Consider the following 22,811-nt stretch of genomic DNA (forward strand, 5'->3'; position numbering starts at 1 on the left):
GGGGGGCCAATGTCCACGCGGTGGCGATAACCAAGGACTTGCCGGCATTTTCCGCCATTTGCGGGTGTTTGCGCCGGCCCAAATCGAAAAGGCCGACGCTTGTCAGCGCCGGCCTCCCGAATGGCTCAAAATGTAGCGTGCGACCGCTTACTGGCGGCGCATCCCATAAGGCGCTGCCTCTTCGCCCAACGCGGCGATCTCGGGCATCTGCGCCAGGGCAGCCAGCGGCGGCACCGCGAACAGTGGCGCCGTCACGCGCCAGAGGTTTTCGAACGAGCGCGAGGCATGCGCGCCGGTCTTGGCGCAGTCGCCGGCATACTGCTCGAAGGCATCGCGCTTATTGGGCTCGCGGCGCATGCAGTCGCCGATCCAGGTGCTGGTCAGAGACAGCGAAAGCTGCTCGTGAGCCGCAAGCAGGCGCGAGTCGCGCACGATCCGGCACTCGCTCGGCATGGAGAAAGGAGCCGACAGGTGTACCGGGTTGGCCTGGTCGACGTCGCTGAAGATGGCGCGGACGCGGATCCCCATCGACGACATGCGCTCCGCGTGGCCGCGTAGAGCCTGCACGACCGGACTTTCTGGAGAGCGGGCAACGAGGAGGTAGCATCCACCGCTGGCGAGCAAACCGTGCGCGCCACGAGCATCGAGGTCATCGGCGATGAACGCCGTCAGCTTCGAGATTTTCTCGGCAATGGATTGGCCATGCAGATGAGTTGGTGCTTCGTTAGACATGACCGTAGTCCCCCATGTTGCCCCGGATTGAAGCGCGAGACATGTCCCACCGAGGATTGTTGCTGTTGCCGGCCATTAAGCTGACATTTCGGTTAATCAAGCGTTTCAGAGCGCCCGGCTGAGCGCGAATTCGTGCAAGCTCACACAACGGCTTAGTCCACCATCCTGCGCAGCACTCGTGGCGGCTCGAAGTCTGCAAATTCTATTTCCTGTGGAGCACTGAGATCGGGTAATGCGATCGATTCGTTCTCGTCTGCAGGCGCCAGTTTCGGCGCCGCGAGAGCCAATTCGAGCTGATCTGTCGCAACCTCGTTCGAGCTTAGCTTCAGTGCGTCCGACAGTTTGCGGATTGCTTCCGGAAGCGCACCCCCCTCGCCGAACGGAACGTGGAACGTCGCCGTCTCGCGTCGAAGCTCGACCCCGATCGATGCGTTGGCTTCTGATTCGCCGCGCGGCTGGGCGGGAGCCGGGAACGGCACCACCACCGCGGGCTCTTCAACCGCGGGCGTCGTATGCGCCGTGTTGCTGTTGGCGTGGCTAGCGGCTTCCTCAACGTCCTCGTACGTCGCCAGCTCCGCCTCGGCGAGGCCGGCGTAGTTGCCGAACCGCTGCCGGAATGTCTTGTCGGTTGGTCCCTCGGTGCGAATGGAGGGCTTCAGCTCGCGCTTGACACGATCGGCACCATGCGGGGCCGGACCTTGTGCATCCGCAGTATGGGAAAAAGCGGTAGCCGGACGCGTCCGCGGCTCCTGCGCGGTCCCGGGCCGGTGCTGGAATATATTGGGTCGCCGGCGCCGGCGCAGCATGAGACCGGGTTCGGCCTTGGGCGTCTCGGCAGTGCGTGGACGCGCCGCCTCGGACACCTCGCGCTCGAATTCAGCGCGCACCTCGGCCACCTCCTCGACCTTCGCTCGCAACTCCTCTTCCCGCCGCCGTTCCGCCTCCACCCGGCTGGCCGCGCCCATCACTGCGCCGAGGATCATCTCCGGCCACGCTCCGCGCTTGAAGGCGTACAGCCGGAAGGCCGGCCGCTCGTCGCCGTACCGGTCTGCAATGAATAGAGACCGCAGCGCCCGAGCCGCCCGCGGCACCGGGGCGATATGGTTGTCCCGGTAGCACTCGATGAACTTGGAGCCTTGGCGGCGCAACTTGCGATGCGCAACGAGCCCAGGCGCGATTTTCCACGGCCGGCTGAGAACGCCTTGCCCCTCGAGCGCATAGCAAAGGTTCGCCAGCGCCTGCGCGTCGCGCTTCAGCTGTTCCCGGTTCGGATGGCCACGCGGGGCGTTGAGCGGCACGGCGACGTAATAGGTGCCGCCGGCTTCAAAGATCACCTCGCGGAATACGTCGAACGTGCGCCGCGTCTCTTCGTGGTTATGGATTTCCGAGAACCGCGACAAGATAGGAAACACCGGGCCGCGCTCGGCCTCGATCATGCTCTGGCGCGTGGCAACGAACCGGTTCATCGGCCGCCCGATGGAAACCAGCAGCAGGCACAGGTCGACGAACACGGCAATGCCGAGCGGAATGTAATCACGTTTCGAAAGCCCGGCCGCCTCTGTGCTGAGCGCGCGCAGTGCCGCGGGATTGTCGATCGACTGCACGGCTTTCTGCTGTAGGAGGCGCAACTCGTCGGCCGACGGCGGCAGCTCGAACGACATCAGCCCGACGAACGTCGCCGTCAGGCGCCGGAACGCCTCGATCGTCGCCTCCGAGCCTTCGACGGCCGCGATCTCCGGCTTCTCCAGCGTCGGCAATTGGTCGATTGCCCGCACCACGCCGCGCAGTGCCACCTGCAACTGCGCATCGGGGCACGAAATAGACTTACCGCCCACACTAATGGTTGTGCGCTCGGCGCGGTCGGCAAGGTCGGTGCGGATCTGGCGCAATTGGGGATCGGTACGGAACGCGTTGAAGCCCGTAACAGTCATGTCGAGGCGCCGCCCCAGCGTGCGCATGAATTCGTTACGCGTGCCGCTCGCCTTGTCGATGGTCGAGGCGTCGTTGGAGACGATCTTGGCCAGTTCGCCGTCGAGCGCCGCCATGTCGCCTTTGATTGACGTCACGCGTCCCTTGACGAAATCCGATGCGAAGCCGAAGCGTGCCGCGTCCTCATCGCGCATCTTCCGCCGCGGTCCATCGCCCGGCGATGAGTTGGGGCACGAGGTCCCCTTGTCACGCTCGATGGCCGCCTTGTCCGTGGACAGCGCGGCAAGCTGCACCAGCGTCGCCTGCAACTGCTCCAGCCGCGTCGCTGCACCGTTGAGCGAGGACTGCACCTGCCCGACAGCGTTTTCCGCCGACCTTGCCGCCTCCGAGCGGCTCTCCAGCACTTTCCAGTAGAAGCCGAATCCGAACCCGACCGAGATGATTGTCAGGAACACGTAGCCGCCGAGGTAGGCGAGCCGGGTGAACCAGTCGATCGGCGAGAACATCTGGTCGAGCAGCCACACGACCATGGTCATCAGCATCGCCACCGAGAAGCCGATGATCAGCTTATGCACCAGGGGCAGCGAGCCCATGTTGCTCTCGATTAGCTCGAGCATGCCAACGTATGTTGCGACCCACGACAGCGCCGCGAGGCCGATGATGAGTACGAGCTTTTTCCAGTCGCGCTTGGGAGCGTCGGGCTCGGCCCAGTCACTGTCGTGGCTAAGAGCGCTGAAACCTCTGCTGGAAGTCCTCGTGCGCGACCACGGCGCGCCCGTCCGCAACGACATATGTGACCCTGCTCAACCCATCGGGCATAGGTAATCGCAAGCCCGCGACGCCAACGCGCGCGAAGCCTCCAACCACCGAATGCGCGAAACGCCTCTTTCGCCGTTCAGTGTCCCATCGTGCCGGTAAGTGATCCGAGGGTGTTCGTAGGCTTCGTTTTTGTCGCCAGTACGGCGCATGCATGGCGGAACCCGCCCTACACAGCATCAGCCCTGTCATCCACGGGCTTGCCCCGAGGACCCAGCCATCCGCTTACGACGAGTGTCCAAATGCGTTGTGGGATGGATCCCCGGCATAAAGCCGAGGATGACGGGTGTTGGGAGGCGGCGCTTGTGCACATCGTCGCCGCGAAGCGGCATGCGCCCAAGGGGCGCCGCGCCAAGGCGCGGCCATCAACTCGCGCGACGTTCGCCGCATGCAAAGCTTCTATCAGCTCGTGTCAGCCAAAACCCTAATTCGCGCTGAGCCTTGCGCCGCCCTTCTGCGCGGTCGCCTTCGCCTTTGCCGGCGCTGGCTGCTTCTTCCCCGTCGCCTCGGCTTCCAAGTCCTTCAGCAGTGCATCGACCAGCGGCACCGCCACTTGCGAGGCGTGCAGGTTATGCGCCCACGGCGCGCTCGATGAGCCGGTGCCGACGACGACCACGTATGAATAGGCTGCCCCGTTCGAGAACTGCAGGCCCCCGGTGATCCACGCATCGACCGTCGCCGAGATATCCTCGGTCACCTGGGTCCCGGTCTTGGCAAAGTGCAGCTTCACGCCGGGATGACGGCGCGCGCACCAGCCGGAAAGATCCTTCAGCGTTCCGGTCGGCCTGCCGCCGGCCTCGTAGCACAGCGGTGCTTGCAGCAGCGCTTGTACCAGCGGCCGCGCGCCCGCGCGGATGATCTTGTTGGGAACGACGCTACCCGGCGCATCTCCGGCCCCGTCTTCATCGAGGCTCGTGAAGTCGTAGCCCTTCACCAGCGTTGGCATCGGCAGCGGAGACGCCCCGCGCCCGATGAGGCTAGCCAGCACGACGCCTGCAAGCTGGTGCACCCGCCGGGGCGCAGCTGCAACCTGGCCCAGCACCACGGCCGTCGAAGGCGGCGTGCCGCTCCCGTCCGCGTTCGTTGGTGGCATCGTGTAGCCGAGCTGATCGATCAGCCGTTTCACGCGTGCTTGGCCCACCTGCGCCGTCCGCGTCATCAGCGGATCGTTCAGCGAGCAGGCGAAGGCCGTCAGAGCTCGCCGCCCATGGCTCTCATTCCCGCGCCCGCAGCCCTCGAGCCCCTGCGCAGGCGCCTGCTTGTCGAGATAGACCGACTGCGGCGTGTCACGCATCGTATTGGCGATGGCGATCGCCGCGATGATCTTGCCGGTCGAAGCGACCATGCGGCTTTCGCGCCGGGCATCGTAGAGGCCCGTTGCCGCCTCCCGAGCGAACGGCGAGCCGAAGTAAGCAGCGTTCTCACCTTGCTCGAAGTAGCGCACGATCTCGCCCTTGGCGTTGGCCGCAGCGACGATCACATCCGGGCTGCGCCGCTCAGCCGAAATCTTCGCCGGGTCGAGCGTGAACGCCGCATCGATCTTGCTGGTATAACGCGCGTGGACCTCAGCAAGCTTCGCCCGCACGGCGTCGGCGAACGCCAGGTTCCGCGCCGCATCGAACGTCGTCGTCACACCGCGCACGTGATCGCGCCAGCCAAACCCATAGCGCTGCTTCATTTCTTCGCGCAGGCCATACCGCGCTGCGGGCATCAGCGCATTGGCGCGCACAACCGGGTTGGCTTGTGCCGGCAGCGCCAATCCCGGCGCATACTTGTCGAGGGCATCCTGCAGCCGCGGCTTGATCTTGGGATCGGGCGGCCCTGCCGCCATGGCGACCAGCTCGAACAGCACTTCCTTTTGCAGAGCTTCGTCCTTGATCAGTTTCTCCGCGCACGTGCGAGCCCGCACCTCGGTGAGGTAGCGCCAGCGATCCATGCGCACTGCGTTGAGCCGCTCGCTGCCTTCCAAGAGGATGATCGGCCTGTTCACCGCCGAGGCCAGCACGAACTGCTGCGCTACCGACAAGTCAGCCGCCTCCTTGCCGAACACGATGCGGCTCGTCAGTTCTATGCCGTGCAGCGGCGAGCCGCCGGTGCGCTGTGCCAGCCAGAGATGATTGGCCGCCCACTGTTTCAGCTCTCTGTTGTCGCCGCCTTCGGTCAGCTCGCGGTAAACCACCGGCGCCAGCCACCACTCGCCCACCTTGCGCTTCAGCTTTGTCATCGCGCCTTCGTGCTGGCTGGGCGGCGTCTTATAGATGACGCGCACGAACTGCATCGCCAGCGTCGAGCCGCCCACTCCAACCACGAGCCGCTTTGCTGCAATCGAGCGCCGAACGGTCGAGAAGGGGATCTTCAGCACGCCGGCAAGGTCGATGCCGAACGGGTTCAGCAGGCTGCCGAGGTTGCGGTCTTCATGATAGACGAGGCACTGCCAGTAGCTTTCCGGCACTTCGCGCACCGGGATCGACTTGTGATCCGGGTTGGCGACGTAATCGCCAAGGTCGATGGCCTCGCTCGAATAGTTGACGTCACGTAGGCTATCGAGGCGCGGATCGAACGTGCCGACGAAGCTCCCGCGCGCGTCGTAGATCGCCGTCGCCAGCCAGCGCTCGGCATCATAGTGCAGCTTGTCGCCCTGCGTGTAATGGCCGATGGCCCCGCGGATAGGCGCGAAGACATAGACGAGGAAGATTGCGAGCAGCGTATAGGCGATGGCCGCACTGGCGACATGGCGTAGAGGCCCGAGTCGCGGATTGAACGCGACGCCGTCGAGTACGATTTGCAAAATGCGAAACGGCAGCAGCGCCACGAGTTCAAGCGACCGCAGCAGCACGCGAATTAAACCGAGCATGACCTGCCGCTCGCAGGAGAAGAGCGCCCAAGCGCCGATGCGAGCGACAACTAGCCCGTGTTTATGGCGATATTGGCCCCGTCAGATGGCGCCTTTAGCAAATAGCGCCAGCCCTCAGAAGGTATGCAGCAGCACGAACAAGCCGACGCCCACGGCTGGTCCTAACACCGTCGCTGCAACAAGCATCACGAATGACTTCGCGACCATGACACTAACCCCGCACAACCGCCGCCAAATACGCGACGACCACTCTCCGCACTCAACGCATGTTGCCGGGGACCCCCTTAAAATTCCCGGCCACTTGTCGAATTTACATCAGAAGAATCTAGTTGACACGCCCTGTTTACGGGGAAAACGGAGCGTAGCTTCGCAACTGCGAAGGCGCCATGTTGGGCGGCCGCGATAAACGCCATTTGCTGCGCCGGAAAATCCAAGCGCAGCAAATACGTTAGCAAATCCTCTAGTGGACTTTGGTCTCCGCGGACCTATAGCGTTTGCGCTAGCGTCGGCAGGTCAACCAACCTGTGGATGCGTTGCGCCGGCGCATCACGCTCACTTGACATTCTGGGTCGAACCGCCCCGCGCCGGTGGGTCGAACAAGCGTAGCTGACGCTCGTCCTGCCCCTTCGTCTCGCGAGAAAGTTGCTCGATGCGATCGAACGGAACCTGTTCCGCCATGATCAACGAGCGCTGCGCCTTCATCGGCCTAACCAGCCCTTCCTGAACCAGATGGAACTCGCCCACCGTCTGTCCCGGAAGCACCGCAGCGGGCTCGAGACCGGACTCGCTCTGGAACGCCGCCTTGAGCTTGCGCAGCGCCGTGTCTTCGCGAACGCGGCCGATGAACCAGCTCGTGATCTGATCGCGGCTCTTGTAGTCGAGATCGCCCGGCGACTGCGTGGCGAGCATGATGCCAAGACCGGCAGAGCGTGCGCGCTTCAGCAAGCTCTGCAGCGGCTCGGCCGTCGCCGTCTTCGAGTTCGCCGGAATATAGAGATCGGCCTCGTCGAACATGACGACCGCCTGCAACTCGTCGTTCGGATTGCGCTGGCAGAAGCGCAGCGCTTCCGAGAGGAACTGCGACACCCAGAAGAGGATGTTTTCGTTGTCGCCCAGGAAGCCGGTGTAGATGATCGACAGCCGCGTGCGCCCTTCGCGCGCATACTGGCCGCGGCCGAGGAACGCCTCCATGCTGAGTGGCTCGCCACCACCCTCGAACAGGGCGGAGTTGCGATGCCGCAAGCTGTCGAGCTGGGCCACGAGATCGCGGCGAATCTTGCCCGACGGATCCATGCGCTGCGTGAGGTCGGACAGCTCCGGATCCTCATCCTCCAGCAGGTGGATGAGGTCGGCCAGCGTCACCTCGCGGCTGTAGCGCGATCCGAGGATGCGCAGCGCCACCGACAGCGTGCCCCACTGCTTCTGATGTGTTGCCGAGTGCTTCAGATGCAGCATGTCGCCGAGCGCTGCCGCCGAAAGGTTCGCCAGCAGCTGTTGCTCGTGCTCGGGCAGTTCGTTGATGCCGTTGGGCAGCAGCGTGATTGAGATCGGGCGCCCCGAGGCGCGGCCGGGCGTGAACACCGCGACATCGATAGCGTCGGCCAGCTTCTCGCGTTCGCCGCGCCGCTCGGAGAATTCCTCGTCGTTTTCGCGCCAAACGTCCGGGTTGGCGTAGCTGCAAAGGTCACCCTTACGGTCGATCAGAACCGCCGGGATGCCGCGCAGCAGCAGCTGCTCGATCAGGCTCAACGCCAACGTCGTCTTACCGGAGCCCGAGCCACCGAGTACCGCCGCGTGCCGCTTCAGCACGTCTTTGTTCAGTGTGACGGGACGTCCGCCCTGACGCAGCACGCGCCCGGCAGCAATGCTCTCCGTCGACCCGTTCTCATCCAGAATGACCGACAGCGGCAAATCTTCTTCTTCCGCGGCCTGTGGCTCGGCTTCCTCCGCCGGCGTCACCTCGTCGAGCGCACCCATCAGCGTGCGCCCGCGATTGGCCTTCGTGCCGTTGGCTGCGGCCTCTGCTTCTGCCGCCGCCGACTTTGGCAGCGCCCGCCCGAGCAGATCGAGACGCAGAAGCTGGATGATGCACGGCAGGTTCGAAAGCAGCTTGGCGTTCGACAGCCACCCGGCAAAACCCGGATCCTGGCGATGGTGCGTCTGGAACTCGCGCACCATCATCATCCGCTCCCACTCCGCCAGCGGCACGATCAGCGCACGTCCACCGTTCTCGCGGAACTTGCGGAACGCGGTCGCCGTCTGGTTCTTCCGGTTCGGCGGATAGTCGGACGCACGCAGCATGAAGCACTGCTTCGCGCCCATATTGGCGAGCACGCGATCGAGCTGGCGCTTGAGACCACCGCCCTGCGTGGGCTTGTTACAGATGAAGACGCGCCCGTCCGTCGTCAGGCCGCCTTGATGGCGCAGCGTGAAGTCGATGGCCGCAAGGTCGTCGCCAAGCTCGATCCGCTCGGTGTTGAGCTGGATCGTCCCGGCCCATTCCTCTTTGGCAAGGCCAAGCGCACCGCCCAGAACGTCGAGTAGTTCGCGCTCATCGGATGGGATCTCCGCTTCCGAGGCGTTCTGGAACCGCTCCCAGGACTCGCGATAGTCGATGCTGGACGAAGCGTAGCTCGGCGCTCTGTCTCCATCGTCGGCAAGGCCAAGCCCGAGAGCAGCGGCAAGGCGCGAGATGAAACCGCCACCGCCCTTTTCCTCTTCCGCCCCGCCATCGTCCGGCTCGTCCGCTTCCGGAGCCGTCTTGCTGCGCAGCCTGCTGTGCGCATGCTCCAGCAGGCGCCGCGTCGAAAGGCCGGCGAACTCCTCAAAGAATTGAGGACCGAAGTAGGCCGACGGATCAGAATATCCAGCGCCCGATTCACTCGACTCGGCGATGTGCTGCAGCCGCTTGGCGATGATCAGCCGCGCCTCTTCCGGCGTGCGCGACTCCAGCAGCGCCACCGGCCCGGCCTTCTCGATGCGGTCGATGTACGACTGTGCCAGCACGCCGCGCACCTGACCGTAGAAGTCTTCCAGGCACGAGATGATCAGAATGGCGTTGGGCACGCGATTGGCGATCTGGATGAGATCGCGCACCGCGCGCTGGAAGCGCTCCTCGGCATCCGAGAAGAAGCGCAAGTCTTCGACCTGATCGACGCAGAACACCAGCGCCGCACGGTCGACCGTCCACATCAGTGCGCCGAGCGCAGCGATAATCTCGAACGCACGGTCTTCACCGTCGTTCGGATCGAGCGCAGCAACGGCCTGGTGTGCCAGATCGGTCAGCGGCCGGCCGTGCAGATACTGGCGGATGCGCTGATCGATGCGCGGATCGCGACGCTCCAGATAAAGCATCGCCCGCACCACATTGATGTCGAGCTCCTGGCTCGCATACTTCGGCGCGGCGACAATGTCGTCGGCAATCTTCAAAACCAGCTTGGCGAGCTTTGCCTCATCGAGGTTCGCTTCGCGCAGGTTCTGTAGATCTTTCGCATCGACGGCGGCATCGGCGACAAGGTGGCCAGTCAGACGCTGCAGCGCCGTCTCGCCCGATGAATCCGGGTCGTACGTCTTCTCCAGCGAGTGCACCAGCCGGCGCAGATAATAGTCGGCGTAGTTCGCTACATCCGGCGTCATCTGCGCATAGCCGAAGTAGGCCGTGCCATCGCGATGAGCACTCGTGCGCAGCGCGCGCAGAAGATGCGTCTTGCCCGCTCCGGACTGTCCATGGAACAGCAGGATGCGGTCTTGCGTGCCGGGGCCCTTCCCCGACGTGATGCTCGACAAAAGATCGGTGAATTTGCGCCGCGCTTTGGCGTGCACCTCCGCCACATCGACGGGATCGGCCCGCCAGATGTCGTCTTCCCAGGTGATCGATTGCTCGAACGCCGAAAAGAGTCGGTCCGGAGCTGGTTGCGGAGAAGCTTCTTTAAGCTGCATCAGGCGATGCCCCTCGACCTCAATCCTCGACACGCACGTAATGCCAAACGGTATTCTTGTAGAGAATTGCGGACTCCTCGAACTCTTTGATGTTCTGTTTGTTTTTTAGGTCCGCGCCAGCCAGCACCAATTGTCCTGCGCGGTGCGCGCCGGCCAGCATGTCTTTGAATTCGATCTCTGAAAGACCCCACTCGGGGTGAGAGGTGCGAATCGCGTCCCACACCCGAGAGATAAACGCCTTGCGAGCGCCTGGCCAGCCCTCGGCGCTCGTCCGTGCCGCGTTGAGCACACCGGCGGAAAATTGCGCCAATCCAGGGCGCTGCGCCGCCACTTCCACTTGCGGTGTGAGTGTGATGGGTGCTTGCGAAAGTGATTCGCTTATCCCGCGCAAGGGAGGCTTTGGTGCTGGCGGCGCAATTTTTGTGGGTGCTGATGGTGCATCCGCAAGGCTGCGCAGAACGGCAATGCGCAAGGCCGCCAGGTCGAAACGCGGCTGAGCCACCTTGTCGGCGCACAGCGCCGTGATGAGACGCGCGTCAGTCGGCAATTCACGTGGTTTGGCAAGAAGTTGCCCGGCAAGGACGCGCCCGGCCTTGGCCGATAGCGCCGTGCCCTTGCCGAGCCCTTCTTTCACGTTGTCGCCAAATGCGCGCTCCAACGCCACCAGTGCCAGCGCTGCCCGCAACTTCGAGGGCGAGAGCGCCTGGCGCATCGACAATCCGAATGCGTGCTGCACCACCATCGCCGACAGCCCATCGAGCCGCGACAGAGCGCTACGCAGTCCCGGCTTGCTGGCGTCGACGCCGAGCGCCTTCGCCACCAGCCACAAGTCACGTTGATCGTTCCAGGTCCGCGAGTGTGCGTGCTTTTCGCCGAAATATTCAGCGACCTCTGCCTCACCCTCTTCACCGAGGCGCAGTCGGGACTTCTGATCCCGAACGAGCCCCGCCATCATCAGCTTGGCAAGGGTCGTGTCGGCGATCGTCCGCCACTGCGCGGCAGAGATCTTGCCCGTCACGATCGGACCGAGGTCGCGAATGATCTGCGCACGCGTTGCTCCGCCCGAGCACGCGATCCTCGCGAGAATGAGATTATCCAAACCGCCCGGTAACGCGCCGTTCACCGGCAGCGCCTGCGCGTTTTTGCTCAGGGCCGACATGCAACGCATCTCCTCAGTGGCGTTGACATGGCCGTACGCGCGAATCACCGGCCGCTAGCGCAAATAGTGTGAGAGATGCCCGTGGCTTCAAGAGGGCGGGGCGTTAGCCCACAGTTGGTTGCATCGGCGCCGCAAGTTTTCGCGATGCTGACCGCGTTTCGCCCTACCGGCGTCAAATTGCCAACAACATATTAACGCGTGATCGCATCGGCGCTTGTCTGTGCCATCGGCGCAACCGGGGGGACGCCACACGAATTCCGATTGTGCGGCCATTAGGGTCAGTTTCGGGCGTGCGGTTACAACTCCTTAGCATTAACGGCGAGTTAACGGGTCTACGCGATGATCAACCGTCGTACCGCTCATCTCTATGCGGGAGTTGCTCGTATGTATCGCGTCGCACTTAGCGCCGCTGTCGCTGTGGCGCTGGCCGCCTGCAGCCTCGGCTCCGGAACCATTTCATCGGGCTACACCGAGCCCGACACCACTGGGTCGATTGCTTCTTCGCCGAAGACGCAGTCCGTAGCGCTCGGCGGAGAGCCGTCCGCACCGCGCTCCAAGACCCCTGCCGTCGCCGGCCAGCAGTATGCCGCGCTTGATCAGGCTCCCAAGGGATCGTTTGAGAAGGCTCCGACCGGTGCTCTCTCAGATCGCGACTACTCGCAAACCGCGCTCGACGCCGAGAAGGCGCGCGACATCATCAATCAGTACCGCAGGGATAAGGGGCTGAAGCCTCTGAAGCTCAATGCCGAGCTGACCGAGGCGGCAAAGGCCCACTCACGCGACCTCGCCAAGTGGGACCGCATCTCGCACTACGGCTCCGACGGCTCCAACCCGTGGGATCGCGTCAAGCGCACCGGCTATCACGCGCGCCTTGCTGCCGAGAACGTCGGCACCGGCCAGGTGAACTTCACTGAGGTCATGCGCGGCTGGAAAGAGAGCCCGGGCCACAACAAGAACCTGTTGCTGCCTGACGCGACACACATGGGCATCGCGCTCGTGCAGGATCCGCGCACCGAGTTCAAATCCTTCTGGACGCTGGTGATCGGCTCGCCGATGTAAGGCGAGCTTCGACAAGCTCCCCACCTGTCATCTCGGAAGCCGCGACCGAAGTGAGTGGCTATCCGGGATCCGGCACAAGCTATGGCGAAGGCGCCCCAGCAACTTCACGCTCCGGCGTCAGAGGCTCTCGCGCTTCGTGCGCTTCAGGTTCCGCCACACCGCGACTTCGATGCCCAGCGTGCGGCTCACCGCAACGCTGTTTGCCAGCGCGCCCAGCGACAGCACAACTGACGTCGCGATCGCCGCGCCGATCAGGCCGTACAACGGCACGAGCAGCAGGTTGAGGGCAATGCTCGACAGCGCCATCGAGACCTGCACGACGGCACTGATCCGCTGTTTGCCCAGCATGTTCAGCAGGAACTCCGAGGGCCCCATGGCCGCACGGAACAGGAAGCCTGCCACGAGTATCAGCATCACCGGATAACCGGCAACGAACTGCGGCCCGAACAGCCACAGCAGCGGAATGCCGAGCGCCAGGATGCCGACGCCGGCCGCCAGCGACGGCCAGAACGTCCAGTGAGAAGCCTCACGCGCAAAGCTGTTGAGCGCCTCTTTGTCCCCTCGCGCCGCCAGCGCCGAAAACCGGTTCGCGACCGAGCTTCCCACCGCATAGTGCACAAAGAGAATGAGCGACATCGTCTTCGCCGCGGCGAAGTAGATGGCAACGTCGGTCGGCGACATGTAATGCGAGACGATCAGCACGTCGGCGCTCTGCAGCGTCAGCTCGCTAGCGTTGACGATCAGCAGCGGCCAGCTCGCCTTCAACCAAAGGGGGAAGTCGTAGCTGCGCGAGCCCTCGCCGACCGTCTCCCTGACGCGCATGCGCATCAGCACGGCCTGCACGAGACACGCCCCGCCCGTCGCAACGACTGCTGCCGCAGCAGCCGTAATCGCCACCATCGGCAGCCCAAGCGCCATCGCCAGGATCATTGAGATAAGAACCAGCGCCGGCCGCAGTACGTATGGCGGCACCATCGACAGGCTCATCCATGCGAAGGCCTTGCCGATCCCGTCCTGCACCCAGGTGAGTGAATAGAATGGCACGCACAGCAGCGCGACGTAGGCGGGCAGCATGAAGGCATTGTCAAACGGCCTGAAGAAGTGGAGCAGGCCAGCACAAGCCGTTGCCACGACTGCGCCGACGCCGAACGAGACAAGGCGCGCTCCCTGCACCATGCCGCGCACGTGCGCATTGTCGCCGCCCTCGCGGTAGTGCGGGATGAACCTGATCGTGCCGACCCCGAGACCTAAGTCCGATAGGCCGCCGAGGATCATCACCCACGTCCACACGAAGACGTAAATGCCGTACTCATAGCCGCCCATCCAGCGCGCAAGCACGATCTGTGACAGGTAGAGCAGCCCTGCGCTGGCACAACGCACGCCAAACACGGCGAACGCATCGCGCTGGGCGCGGTGGCGCTCCGTTCTGGCATGATAGATGTCGGCCAGAATTGCCGGCAGCGCTTTAAGCAGCTGCCCCAGCCGTCCATCGGTCTGTGCGATCGTCGCGGTGGGCTGGCTCATGGTGAGAGCATCAGGAGAGCATGCGGTCGCGTTGGCGCTCGCGCACGCGCTCGGCCACGTCCGCCCACGCGTTGGAGCGCGTCGCATCTCCCGTCTTGGAATGAAGCGCCGAGAAGAAATCGGCCACTTCGGCAGCGTACAGTCCATGCATCGCCTCGAGCACGCCCGCCATTGCGTCGGACTCGGGGTCGTCGTCTATGGATGGCTTTTCCTGCCAGACATTTGCCATCGGCTATAAGTTCCCGTCGTGAATCTCTTGCCAGCCCGAGCTGACGTGCAAATAGGTCAGCAAGAAGCGCGCCACCCCTTCCTGCACCAAAATGGAACCCTGCCGGCTGCCTGAAACGTGCTAGGCTCGCGCCAGCAGTTAGGAGGTCGCGATGTCCTCATTGATGCGGTTAACCGTCCTCTCCGCGGCGGCATTGCTGGTCACGGCAACTCACGCCTTGGCTCAGACCGGAACAGCCCAGACCGGAACAGCCGCGCCCGGTACAGGCGCTACACAGCCAGCCGAGACTCAGGCCGCACCCCCGCCCTCGCAGAATGTACCGGATCGGCCCGCGCCGAGCGGCTGCCCATACCGGGACGGAAAGCTCGAGTTGATTGTTTAGGGACGTTTCGTAGCGCCGGGCGGCGATCCGCCCGCGCTGGTTACTGCTGCGGTTGGAACGCTGCGGCGGCGGGCGGAGGCATCGTGCCCCTCAGCTGCACCGTGGCCGGCGCCGCATCATCGCCCTGGGCTGCGGCATCGCCGCGATCGACGTCCACCGTCACTGTTTCGGGCTCGTCTGCTTTCACTGCCGGCTTCTTCTTTTTAGCCGCGGCGACCGCGTCTTTCTTCTTCTTCCTGGCCTTGCTCTTCGCCACCCGGGCCTTGCGATCGCTGCAGCCCCAGGAGACGACGTCATTGCGCACGCTCCGGACGCCAACGGCCGGTGCTAAGGGCATGTTGTCGATCGTCGTGGAGTTGAAGAGCTGCTTCCAGCCTGTCTGATGAAAACCGTGCTCTAGCAGGCTGGCAGCGCGGATGTTGCGCTCTGCACTCGAGTTCTCACCCAGAACCACCGCAATCACACGCCGTCCGTCGCGCGTGGCCGTGGCCACGACATTGAAGCCGGAATCGCAGGTGAAGCCGGTCTTCATGCCGTCGGCGCCGGCAAACGACTGCAATAGCCCGTTGTGCGTGACGAGGCGCTGCTTGCCGAGCCGCATCTCTGACTTCTGCCAGTAGTGCGCGTACTCGGGGAAATCGTTGATGACGGCCCGCGCCAGCTTTGCGAGGTCGCGCGCGGTCGTCACCTGCGCCGGGGCCGGCAAGCCGTTCGGATTGACGAAGAAGGTGCGGTCCATGCCGAGCGCCCGCGCCTTCGCATTCATCATCTCGACGAAGGCTGCCTCGCTGCCACCGACGGTTTCCGCCAGCATCATCGCCACGTCGTTGGCCGACTTGACGATCAGCGACTGCAAGGCGAGATCGACGCTCATTTGCCGGCCGATTGCCAGCCCGATCTTGCTCGGGGGCTGCTCATGCGCCGCAGCCGAGCAAGTGACCTTGGACTTCAGCGTGACCTTACCCGCCTTCAACGCCTCGAAGACGAGATAGGCGGTCATCATCTTCGTAAGGGAAGCCGGGTGCCAGACAGCGTCCGCATCTTCGGCGAACAGCACCTTGCTGTTCGACAGCTCCACCACGAGGGCAGGCCCCGCCGCGGCTCCTCGCGGCGCCATGACTGCAAGCAAAAGTAGGGCGACGAATGCGGTGCCGCGACGCATCAAGTTCCCCCGACAATCTTCGACTTTGCCGGATAACATACTCGTCGCCGGGCCCGCAACGCAGCGAGCGGACCTTTCGGGGCGTGTGTGACCCCTCGCGCACAGTCAGAACGCGCATTAAACGTAGTATTTGACCGCCGCTAAGCCGCCCGCGGCTAGGTCGCGAGCGTACGATAGGCGTGCGTGAAGGCGATCATCGTCACCGGAATGGCGACGAGGACGCCCACGACAAGCGCCAGAACGCCTAGAAGATTAAGGCCGACCATCGCCAGGATCAGCAGGAACAGCGGCCACTTGTGGCCGTTCGTGATGCGCCAGCTCTCCTGCATTGCCTTAATTGGACCGAGCCCGCGTTCAACGACCAGATAGGGGACGAACGACAATCCCACCGCGATCATGATCCCCGGGATCACGAACGCGACCAGCCCCAGCACGATCAGGATCGCCGAAAGGATGTGTGCGCCGACAAAGCGCCAGAATGGACCTGGATTCCACAAGTCGCCTATCTCTGCCGTCGCCACATTGTCATGAGCCCGCAGCGACAGGGTTGTCATGCCGATGCCGATCAGGAACGACACCACGACACTGACGATCGACATGATCACTTGGAACGCCGTCATCGGCGGCATGATCTCTTGTCCATCCGGTCCGATGTGCGGCTGTGGACCGAACATGCCGGGCACCGAAGTGATGATCATCGCCAGCAGGAACGCGCCGATGAGGAACCACGGGCGCTTCTTGAATGTCTCCCAGCCGTAGCTGATGCAGTCACCGATCGATAGCGCGGGCATGGTGGTCCCTCGAAATTGTCTTCGAGGGAAAGACTAGACAAAAACAGTCAACGTCCCGTGTTGCCCCGGGGTGCGATTGCATCGAACGCACCGGGGCATAGGCAACTCATGGGCAGGGTCAAAGCAGAGTGCCGTTCAGGATGATCAACGCCACGCTGAAGTAGATGACGAGGCCGGTGACATCGACCAGCGTGGCGACAAAGGGAGCCGATGCGCTGGCCGGATCGAAGCCAAGTCGCTTCATGACGAACGGCAGCATTGCTCCCGCCAGCGATCCGAACATGACGACGCCGATGAGGCCCGCGCCAACTGTCAGCGCAACCAGGGCCCAGTGCGGTCCATAGTCATAGATGCCGAGCATCTGCCACGCGACGATGCGCACGATACCGAGCGTGGCGAGAATACCTCCCAGCACCAGCCCCATCGGAACTTCGCGCACGGCGACCCGCCACCAGTCGCGCAGCCGAAGCTGATCGAGCGCCAGCGCGCGGATCAACAGAGATGTCGACTGCGATCCCGAGTTTCCGCCCGAGCTCATGATGAGCGGGATGAACAGCGTCAGCACCACTGCCCGCGCCAGTTCGTCCTCGAAATGCTGCATGGCGCTGGCCGTCAGCATCTCGCCGACGAACAGCACGCATAGCCAGCCGGCGCGTTTGCGGATCATCTGCAGGAAGCCAATTTGCAGGTACGGCTCGACGGTACCTTCGACGCCGCCGAATTTCTGCACGTCCTCGTCGCTCTCCGCGACGATCGTATCGATCACGTCGTCGACAGTTATGATGCCGAGAACCTGATGACGTGGATTGAGCACCGGGATCGAAAGCAGGTCGTGAATTGAGATCAGGCGCGCGACCTCCTCTCGATCGGCCTCGGGCGACACCCAGATCGGCTCATTGCCGGCGCCGGCGCTGAGGATCGGCAGCTGCGGATCGGATGTGATCAGCTCGCGCAGCGATACGATGCGCACCAGCTTGCGCGTGCGATTGTCGAGCACCAGGATCGCGTAGACCGTCTCGCGCGATTTCTGCACCTCGCGGATATAATCGAGCGTCCTGGCGACGGTATAGGTCGAAGGCACGCTCGCGAATTCGGTGGTCATCAAGCTGCCTGCCGTCCCTTCCGGGTACGCTAGCAGCAGCTTGAGCTGCATCGCCGTCTCGAAGTCCACCTCTGCTAGCATCTTGCTGCGGTCGTACCCGTCGAGCTGCCGCAGCGTGTCGGCCGCACGGTCCGCGGACATGCCTTTGAGGATACGGCCTGCCATTTTGCCCGGCAGCTCGAGCAGGATTTCCCCGCCCTCTGCAAGCTCGGGCCGATCGAGCACGTCGACCGCGCGCTCCAATGGCAGATGCGAGATGACCGCGGCCGCGCTCTCGACGTCCTCCTCGTTGAGGTGGGCGACGATGTCGGCAATGCTGAGATCGGCAAACGGTTGCGCGGCGCCTGCCGCGACGATGTCTTCCATGGCTCACCTCGGGTTCCGCCGTCGCGGCGTGCCCGTGGCGAGCCCTATGGCTCAAGCCACGATGCTGCGCGACGGCGCGTACAATCGACTGTTACTGTCGCTTGGCATCGGTTTCGTTCTCTCTTCCAGGATCGGTGGGCGCCTCGGCGCCCGCCGTCGCCGTTCCTATGAACTCCGGGCATTGCGCGGTCAAGCGGGGAGCGTCGCCGTGAGTTATCCAATTGTTGAGGCACCTTCGATACCCAAGCCTTGGCAACGCCGAGGATGCACCGCCTGCCGTAAAGGAGATGCCAATGCCGATCCGCTTGGGAGTCGCGCTAGTGGCCCTCCTCACCACGTCGGCCAACAAGACGCATTATTCGTTTCTCCATGGCAAGGAGGGCGAGGCGGAGCGTCTCGTCGTCTACTCACCTGAGGATCGCTCGCTTGAAGTCTACCAAAGCGCCACCGGTCACCTCTGGCCGGCGACGCTCTTGATCGGAAATGCATTTCTGGTGACTGACGCCCCGCAAATTAACCCACCATTTTCTGCGGCAGGCCTCCAAAGCACTCTATTCCGATGCGATGGTGACAAAGCAGTATGCGAGCCTTTGTTGTCGAGCGTCGAAGGCATCGGCAGTAAGTTCGTGTTGCCTGATGGCGCGTTGCTGTACGCCGCGTCGCCCTTACAGAGCCGGACCGATCCTCGCACAAAAGGCCAGGTTCTCGCCTATCGCCACTTTGACTTGTTTCTCTTCCGATCTGGCGCCGAGCCGCGCAGGCTCACAGATGTTGGCGCGGTCAGCCTGACATCCGTCTCTGCCGGCGGAGACGTCATCGCATTAGAAATGATGCAAGCCAACAAGCGCAGCGACAGTCACATCTACTGCGCGAAAGTGGGGAAGGACTTCGAGCTGACCGACTTCGGTGGTGACACAAGCAAGCCGTGCATCGGTCATGGCAAGAACTATAATTCAAAGCCAAGTCTATCGCCCGACGGTAAGCACATAGCTTTCCTCAGCTCATCCCGCAGTTCCAAGGCAGCTGGCAGTTGGATCTACGATATAGTCGTAGCGAACCTTGCGTCGAAGAAACCCATCGCGGTCATTCCGCCGGGCGCCAATGCCGCTATGTCGCTTTCGAATCCTGTATCCGTCGACAACGATGTCGTGCGCTTCATTGAGCGGACGGGCGACCGCTACGTCTTTAAGCAGTTCGATATTGAGAAATCAGAGACGAAGAATCTCGGTACTCTGGACGTCCGAGACATCCTCTCCGCGCCCACGCTGCGGATCGGCGCGCCACGTTGAGATCGACCATGGCGCCTATCCGCGCTGTAACGCGGGCACGGCCCCACGCTCGCCAAATCGCCCGAGCCCCAGCAACGCCAGGAACGTGAGGCAGGCAGCGCCGAGTAGATAATACCCCACCGCCGAGATGCCGTAGCTGGTGGCCAGTGTCGTCGCGATGTAGGGCGCCAGCGACGCACCGAAGATGCCCGCCGCGTTGAACGCCAGCGACGTCCCTGTATAGCGCACCCCGACGGGAAATGGCTCCGACAGCGCCGTGCCGAGCGGCCCGTAGGTCAGTCCCATCAACGCCAGCCCGACGATCACGAAAAGCACGACCTGGACCACGCCTCCTGCCCCGAACAACGGCTCAAACAGCAGCCCGAATGCTCCGATCAGCGCCGTTGCCCACAACAGCACGAGGCGCCGGCCATAGCGATCCGCGAGCCAAGCCGAGAGAGGAATCGTCAGTCCGAAAAAGATCACGCCGATCATCTGTATCGGCAGGAATTCCTGCCGCGTGTAGCCGAGCGAACTGATGCCCCAGCTCAACGCAAACACTGTCATCAGGTAGAACAGCACGAACGTTGCCAGAGCGCCGAACGTGCCGAGCACGAGCAGCCAGGCATGACGCGCGAACACCGTGACGATTGGCATCTCCACCCGCTCGTCATTCTCGATCGCCCGCTTGAACGCCGGTGTCTCGGCAATGCGCAACCGCACATAGAGCCCCACCAGCACCAGCGATGCGCTGGCGATGAACGGGATGCGCCAGCCGAACGACATGAACTGCTCATCCGTCAGCAACTCGGTGATGATGAGGAAGATGCCCGTCGAGCACAGAAAGCCGATCGGCGCGCCGAGTTGGGGAAACATTCCGAACCAGGACTTCTTCGACTCCGGTGCATTCTCTGTCGCCAGCAGCACCGCTCCACCCCACTCGCCGCCGAGGCCAAGGCCCTGGAAGAAGCGGCAGGCAGCCAGAAGGATCGGCGCCAGGATGCCGACGGACTGATACGTCGGCAGCAAGCCGATGATCACCGTCGACAGTCCCATCGTCAGCAACGCTGCCACCAGTGTCGCCTTCCGGCCGATCCTGTCTCCGAAGTGCCCGAACAGCATTGCGCCTATGGGACGCGCAAAAAACGCGATCGAAAACGTCGCGAACGACTGCAGCGTCGCTGTCGTTGGGTCGGCGTTGGGGAAGAATAGGTGCGGGAACACCAGCACCGCGGCCGTCGCGTAGATGTAGAAGTCGAAGAATTCGATAGCCGTGCCGGCGAGGCTTGCGAGCAGCACGCGGCGCGTCGAGACGTTCTCTGTGTCGGCCAAAATGCCTGCCCCCTGGAAATGCTTGCCGCCGCGGAAAATGGAACGCTGTCCCCGGGGCACAGTCGGAAAGGCCACGCTTGCGGACAGTTTAAAGTGCTCTTGGAGGTGGTGCCCGGAGTCGGAGTCGAACCGACATACCCTTGCGGATGCGGGATTTTGAGTCCCGTGCGTCTACCAGTTCCGCCATCCGGGCGACCTTCAGAGGCGGGGCATTGCTACAGCCTTTGGTAGGCGATGGGAAGTCCCCAATCTGCGGCAGATTCCGGCTCCCCATCGCCTTGGCCGCATCGTGTGCTGGGATGGCCACCGGCTGCAAAAGCCTCGGCATCAGCGCCTCTTCGCCAGTGGGAGAGGCAACCGGCATTGAGACTTTTTTCATGCGCTTGAGGCTCCCTGATGTGGGGAGGCGCGCCTGCACTTCGACCCATCGCGTGCCACGATGTGCCGGACCAGCCGCGGAAGTGGAACCTCACTCACCAGCCGGGCGTTGCCGGGCGCGGCCATTCGCAAGGAACAGAACGTGCCGATCCGCTCCGCCGATTTTCCCGAAGCCGACTTCGTACGCCGCGTGCTGATCGTGGTCGCCATTCTGGCTGGCGCCGCGGCACTCTATATGCTTGCCGACATTTTGCTGCTTGGCTTCGGAGCGGTGCTTCTCGCCGTCGTACTTCGGGCCATTGCCGAGCCGCTCCAGCGCCTGACTGGGATCGGTCCGAAGCTTTCGCTGCTCGGTGCTGGATTAGGTGTTTTGACGCTCATTGTCGCCGTCGGCGTGCTGTTCGGCTCGCAGATCAATAACCAGCTGAGCGAGCTCATCGAGAAGCTGCCGGCCGCGACGGCGGCCCTGTCGAAATCGGAGCCGTTCCAGTCGGTCTCGCAGCTTCTGAAGGGATCCTCTGTCGGCAATCTCCTTGCCAGCGCGCTGTCCTGGGGATCGACCATCGTCGGCAGCCTCGCCACCCTGTTCGTCGTGCTCATCGCCGGCGTCTACATCGCTGTCGATCCGCAGACGTATCGCAACGGTCTGCTGATGCTGTTTCCCAAGGGGGCGCAAGAGAAGGTCGCTGCCACATTGAATGACGCAGGCGACGCATTGCGCCTATGGCTCGGCGCTCAGCTCATCGCCATGGTGCTTGTCGGCGTTCTCTCCGGCATCGGCCTGGCGCTCATCGGCGTGCCATCGGCGCTCGCCCTGGGCTTTATCGCCGGCGTGCTGGAATTCGTTCCCATCGTCGGCCCGGTGATGGCGGCAGTACCCGCGGTGCTCCTTGCCTCAACGCAGGGCTGGGAGTTGGCCGCGTGGACGGTCGTCCTGTTCATCGTTGTGCAGCAGATTGAAAGCAACATCATTATGCCGCTCGTGTCCGGGCGCGCTGTCGATCTGCCGCCCGCAGTCGGTCTCTTCGCGGTCATCGCGATCGGCATTCTGTTCGGGCCACTTGGACTTCTGTTCGGCTACCCGCTCGCCATCGTCCTCGATGTGGCCGTCCGTCGGCTCTACGTGCGCGAAACTCTGGGCGAGGACGTCGCCATCGCCGGCAAGAACGTCGAAGACGCCTGACCCCGCCGCGACTCGTCTCACTTCCAAGATCATCACCGCCGCGCAGCGGCAAGGGCCCAACGGGCCCCGGCGCGAGCGCCGGCCATCAGCTTGCGAGGGCTCGACAGCACAAGCTCGCCGTCACCGCTCGTGTCACTTCCAGGAATAACTGCGCAGCCAGGGCGCAAGGCGCCCCGGCGCGAGCGCCGGCCATCAGCTTGCGAGGGCTCGACAGCACAAGCTCGCCGCCACCGCTCGTGTTACTTCCAGGAATAAGTCACTCTTCCCGTGTGGTGGCGATGTTCGGTGATCTGCACGTGATCTCCGACGTGCGGATCGGTCTTCTTCATCGCCATGACCGTCACTTTGCGGCCGCCATCATCGAGAGCGACTTCCACAGACAGCCCTTCTTCGACGAGTTGCGAGTTCTTGATGTTGAGCGGACCAACCGCCAACACCGTCGCCGGCACCCGCACATTGTCGATGCGCGCGTCATAGTCCTCGTAGACGAAATAGGCTGCGATCACGACCAGCGCTGCGGCGCCGATTGCGATCTTCTTCAGCCGCTCGATCCACAACGTGCGCTCGAGCTTGCGCCGCGTTTCCTCACGCATGGCGGTTCTTCCT

At 63.4% G+C, this 22,811-nt stretch carries 15 protein-coding genes and 1 tRNA gene; 3 read left to right on the plus strand and 13 right to left on the minus strand.

Features of this window, described 5'->3' with window-relative positions; all coding sequences use genetic code 11:
- Positions 1-147 precede the first annotated feature (147 nt).
- The 5 genes from NDB2M4_RS04935 to NDB2M4_RS04955 all read right to left on the minus strand — a co-directional run bounded on the left by NDB2M4_RS04935 (position 148) and on the right by NDB2M4_RS04955 (position 11,429).
- Positions 148-732: a hypothetical protein gene (locus NDB2M4_RS04935; RefSeq protein WP_072370852.1), complete on the minus strand. Its 585-nt coding sequence runs from the start codon at positions 730-732 to the stop codon at positions 148-150.
- A gap of 152 nt (positions 733-884) precedes the next feature.
- Entirely contained in the window at positions 885-3,452 is a 2,568-nt protein-coding gene (locus NDB2M4_RS04940; RefSeq protein WP_072370855.1) for a hypothetical protein, read from the minus strand.
- 449 nt (positions 3,453-3,901) lie between these two features.
- Positions 3,902-6,331 carry a transglycosylase domain-containing protein gene (locus NDB2M4_RS04945; RefSeq protein WP_083555775.1) on the minus strand — a complete coding sequence of 810 codons (2,430 nt, stop codon included), beginning with the start codon at positions 6,329-6,331 and terminating at the stop codon, positions 3,902-3,904.
- A gap of 552 nt (positions 6,332-6,883) precedes the next feature.
- On the minus strand, positions 6,884-10,270 hold the full coding sequence (locus NDB2M4_RS04950; RefSeq protein WP_139247088.1) for a BREX system ATP-binding domain-containing protein: 3,387 nt from the start codon (positions 10,268-10,270) through the stop codon (positions 6,884-6,886).
- A gap of 19 nt (positions 10,271-10,289) precedes the next feature.
- Positions 10,290-11,429: a hypothetical protein gene (locus tag NDB2M4_RS04955; RefSeq protein WP_072371884.1), complete on the minus strand. Its 1,140-nt coding sequence runs from the start codon at positions 11,427-11,429 to the stop codon at positions 10,290-10,292.
- 384 nt (positions 11,430-11,813) lie between these two features.
- Between NDB2M4_RS04955 and NDB2M4_RS04960 the strand changes: the two genes are divergently transcribed.
- Complete coding sequence (locus NDB2M4_RS04960; protein ID WP_072370861.1) at positions 11,814-12,488, plus strand: CAP domain-containing protein; 675 nt, start codon at positions 11,814-11,816, stop codon at positions 12,486-12,488.
- 117 nt (positions 12,489-12,605) lie between these two features.
- Here the strand turns inward: NDB2M4_RS04960 and NDB2M4_RS04965 are convergent, their stop codons facing one another.
- The 5 genes from NDB2M4_RS04965 to mgtE all read right to left on the minus strand — a co-directional run bounded on the left by NDB2M4_RS04965 (position 12,606) and on the right by mgtE (position 18,044).
- Positions 12,606-14,012 (minus strand): lipopolysaccharide biosynthesis protein, encoded by a 1,407-nt coding sequence (locus NDB2M4_RS04965; protein WP_072370864.1) that lies wholly within the window; start codon positions 14,010-14,012, stop codon positions 12,606-12,608.
- A 10-nt stretch (positions 14,013-14,022) separates the two neighbouring features.
- Complete coding sequence (locus NDB2M4_RS20155; RefSeq protein ID WP_072370867.1) at positions 14,023-14,241, minus strand: hypothetical protein; 219 nt, start codon at positions 14,239-14,241, stop codon at positions 14,023-14,025.
- A gap of 422 nt (positions 14,242-14,663) precedes the next feature.
- The gene (locus NDB2M4_RS04975; protein WP_072370870.1) at positions 14,664-15,785 is read right to left on the minus strand and encodes a D-alanyl-D-alanine carboxypeptidase family protein; all 1,122 of its coding nucleotides are present in this window, start codon (positions 15,783-15,785) and stop codon (positions 14,664-14,666) included.
- 155 nt (positions 15,786-15,940) lie between these two features.
- On the minus strand, positions 15,941-16,576 hold the full coding sequence (locus NDB2M4_RS04980; RefSeq protein ID WP_072370873.1) for a DUF975 family protein: 636 nt from the start codon (positions 16,574-16,576) through the stop codon (positions 15,941-15,943).
- Positions 16,577-16,694: 118 nt separating this feature from the next.
- On the minus strand, positions 16,695-18,044 hold the full coding sequence (gene mgtE, locus NDB2M4_RS04985; RefSeq protein ID WP_072370876.1) for a magnesium transporter: 1,350 nt from the start codon (positions 18,042-18,044) through the stop codon (positions 16,695-16,697).
- Between the two features lie 293 nt (positions 18,045-18,337).
- Here mgtE and NDB2M4_RS04990 point away from each other — a divergent pair, with 293 nt between their 5' ends.
- Positions 18,338-19,333 carry a TolB family protein gene (locus NDB2M4_RS04990; protein WP_072370879.1) on the plus strand — a complete coding sequence of 332 codons (996 nt, stop codon included), beginning with the start codon at positions 18,338-18,340 and terminating at the stop codon, positions 19,331-19,333.
- A gap of 15 nt (positions 19,334-19,348) precedes the next feature.
- On the opposite strand, the gene NDB2M4_RS04995 is transcribed toward NDB2M4_RS04990, so the two are convergent.
- Positions 19,349-20,644, minus strand: coding sequence for an MFS transporter (locus tag NDB2M4_RS04995; protein ID WP_072370881.1), 1,296 nt, complete (start codon positions 20,642-20,644; stop codon positions 19,349-19,351).
- Positions 20,645-20,750: 106 nt separating this feature from the next.
- Positions 20,751-20,837, minus strand: a tRNA-Leu gene (locus NDB2M4_RS05000).
- Positions 20,838-21,164: 327 nt separating this feature from the next.
- On the opposite strand from NDB2M4_RS05000, the gene NDB2M4_RS05005 reads away from it, so the two are divergent.
- Positions 21,165-22,205, plus strand: coding sequence for an AI-2E family transporter (locus tag NDB2M4_RS05005; protein WP_171988025.1), 1,041 nt, complete (start codon positions 21,165-21,167; stop codon positions 22,203-22,205).
- A gap of 239 nt (positions 22,206-22,444) precedes the next feature.
- Here NDB2M4_RS05005 and NDB2M4_RS05010 read toward each other — a convergent pair whose 3' ends face one another.
- Positions 22,445-22,798, minus strand: coding sequence for a hypothetical protein (locus NDB2M4_RS05010; RefSeq protein ID WP_072370884.1), 354 nt, complete (start codon positions 22,796-22,798; stop codon positions 22,445-22,447).
- Positions 22,799-22,811 lie beyond the last annotated feature (13 nt).

It is taken from the genome of Hyphomicrobium sp. NDB2Meth4, assembly GCF_900117445.1.
Lineage (GTDB): Bacteria > Pseudomonadota > Alphaproteobacteria > Rhizobiales > Hyphomicrobiaceae > Hyphomicrobium_A.